The sequence below is a fragment of the bacterium genome, assembly GCA_026398675.1.
In the GTDB taxonomy this organism is placed as follows: domain Bacteria; phylum RBG-13-66-14; class RBG-13-66-14; order RBG-13-66-14; family RBG-13-66-14; genus RBG-13-66-14.
In genome coordinates this window covers 1-2,309 of record JAPLSK010000366.1, presented here as the reverse complement: position 1 = coordinate 2,309, position 2,309 = coordinate 1, and the positions used below count along the sequence as shown (strand labels likewise).

General features: G+C 65.7%; 3 protein-coding genes. All 3 read right to left on the bottom strand.

The genetic code is table 11. The features are described 5' to 3' along the window. Positions 1–574 precede the first annotated feature (574 nt). Positions 575–1,390 (bottom strand): 3-methyl-2-oxobutanoate hydroxymethyltransferase, encoded by an 816-nt coding sequence (panB, locus tag NTW26_11135; protein MCX7022803.1) that lies wholly within the window; start codon positions 1,388–1,390, stop codon positions 575–577. A gap of 15 nt (positions 1,391–1,405) precedes the next feature. Next, positions 1,406–1,933 carry a 2-amino-4-hydroxy-6-hydroxymethyldihydropteridine diphosphokinase gene (gene folK, locus NTW26_11130; GenBank protein ID MCX7022802.1) on the bottom strand — a complete coding sequence of 176 codons (528 nt, stop codon included), beginning with the start codon at positions 1,931–1,933 and terminating at the stop codon, positions 1,406–1,408. Then, the coding region (locus NTW26_11125) for an aminotransferase class I/II-fold pyridoxal phosphate-dependent enzyme (GenBank protein ID MCX7022801.1) at positions 1,924–2,309 on the bottom strand (386 nt) is incomplete at its 5' end. The genes folK and NTW26_11125, both read right to left, overlap by 10 nt.

Below are 2,309 nucleotides of genomic sequence, written 5' to 3'. Positions count from 1 at the left end.
TTTCCCTCTCCCTCCCAGGGAGAGGGTTAGGGTGAGGGTTGAGGTAGGGAACGTAGAAAAAACGGCGGCCCGCAGGGGATGCATCCCACGGAGCCGCCCTACATCACCGCAATTCGCGGGCGACCGCGGAGGGTCGCCCCTACATCATCGCAGCTTGAGGGTGAAGGCTGTCTTAGACAAATGCGGCGGGGACTAAAGTCCCCGCCCTACATTTAGGCGCAAGAAGGATGTTGAACCAATGGGCGGGTCAGGATACCCGCACCAACGCTCCTCCCCTCTCCCATGGGGAGAGGGGATGGGGGTGAGGGATACCTTCGAAGAAAACGGGCGGACCTAAAGGTCCGCCCCTACGTCATCGCAATTCACGGGCGACCGCGGAGGGTCGCCCCTACGTCATCGCAGCTTGGGGGTGAGGGCCGCCGCATGTCCCCCTCTCCCTTTTAGGGAGAGGCTCGCCTACGGGTTGGGGTGAGGGTCGAGGCTGGAAACGTGAAATCGGCGGCCCGTTGAAGGGCCGCCCTACATTAAAGAGCGCGTTTTATTAAATGACATTGATAATCCCGGCTAAGCTCGTCTAGCTGAAACCGTGTTCCTCACCGGGGAACCTCCCCCCCCGCACCTCAACGGAATACTCCCCCACCGCCTTCTTCATCACCTCGAAGCCGTCCAGGTAACGCTTCACGTGCTTGAGCTTCTTCCCCGGCAACAGGTGCAGCATATCGTGGAAGACCAGTATTTGGCCGTCGGTGTGCGGCCCGGCGCCGATGCCGATGGTTGGGATTTTGACGGCTTCGGTGATGCGGCGCGCCAGCTCCGTCGGGATGAGCTCGAGCACGATGGCGAAGGCTCCGGCCCGCTCTATTTTCTTCGCCTCCCGGAGCATCAGCTCGGCCTGGGCCTCGTCGCGCCCCTGCACCCGGAACCCGCCGATGCGGTGAATCGCCTGGGGGGTCAGCCCCAGGTGGCCCATCACCGGGATGCCGGCGTCGGAAATCGCCCCGACCACGCGCTCGATGCCCGGCTGCCACTCGATTTTTACCCCCTGCGCCCCGCAGGCGACGAATTCGCCGGCGTTCCGGACCGCCTCGATCTCACCCAGGGAGAACGACAGGAAGGGCATGTCGCCCACGAGCATGGCCCGCTTCAGGGCCCGGTCAACTATCCGGGTGTGGTAGAGCATGTCGTCCATGGTCACCCGGAGGGTGGTCGGCTCGCCGTGGATGACGTTGCCCAGGCTGTCGCCCACGAGGACGAGGTCAACCTCCGCCTCGTCGCAGACCAGGGCGCTCGAATAGTCGTAGGCCGTCAGGCAGACGATTTTGGCCCCCTCGGCCTTCTTCGCGGAAATCTGGGCGGCCGTCATCCGCTCGATGGACTGCTCCGTTCCCATCGTCTCCCCCTCGGGTTAGCGAAATCGTTCGAACTCCGCCACTCTTTCGGGCTCACGGGCGCCGGTTCGTTTCAGATTCACCCACAGCTCGGCCACGGTCAGCCCGTCCTCGGGGTCCACGAACCCCGGCGCTATCTCGCTCACCGGCGCTAGGACGAAGTTTCTCCACCGCCGGCGCGGGTGCGGCACGACGATACCGTCCCGGTCGTAGAGCAGGTCTCCCAGGTAGATGAGGTCCAGGTCCAGCCGCCGTCCGCCGTCTTCCCGCCCGCGGTCCTCGTCGCGGCCGAACATGCGCTCAATCCGCCCCAGAAGCGCGATGAGATCCACGGGGTCGAGGGCGGTCTCCACGAGCGCCGCCGCGTTGTAGAACGCTTCCCCGGTGGCCTTGCCCTGGGCCTCGGTCTCGTAGACGCCGGAGACCTTGACGACCTTCACTCCCCCATCTTCCGCGAGCCGGGCCAGGCCCTCGGTCAGGTTGGAGAGCCGGTCGCCGGAGTTGGACCCCAGGGCGACGAGGGCCTGTCTCGTTATCACGCGCATCGTTTCCGGAGATACTTCTCGATCAAGACCAGGGCGCGCTCCAGCAGCGGCTTGGGCTGCGTGAGCGAGAGCCGGACGCGGCCCCGACCCACTTCGCCGAAGGCCGAGCCCGGGGTGAGGATGACGCCCGTTTTCTCCAAAAGCCCCCGGCAGAAGGCGACGTCGTCCATCTCGCCGCCCGGAATCTTTAGCCAGAAGTACGTGGCGCCGCCCGGTTTCTCGTGCCGCCACCCCATCCCGTCCAGGAGCGCCGAGACCCTCTCCCGCCTATCGGCGTACACGGCCACCGCCGCGGCCACGGCCGGGTCCCCATCGTTCAGGGCCACCACGGACGCCGCCAGGGACGGGGCGAAGATGCCGGCCTGGTAGAAGACCT

What these genes read in the sequence shown, in the direction of transcription:
- panB (MCX7022803.1), bottom strand. Translation starts at nt 1,390, where the DNA reads ATGGGAACGGAGCAGTCCATCGAGCGGATGACGGCCGCCCAGATTTCC.
- folK (MCX7022802.1), bottom strand. Translation starts at nt 1,933, where the DNA reads ATGCGCGTGATAACGAGACAGGCCCTCGTCGCCCTGGGGTCCAACTCC.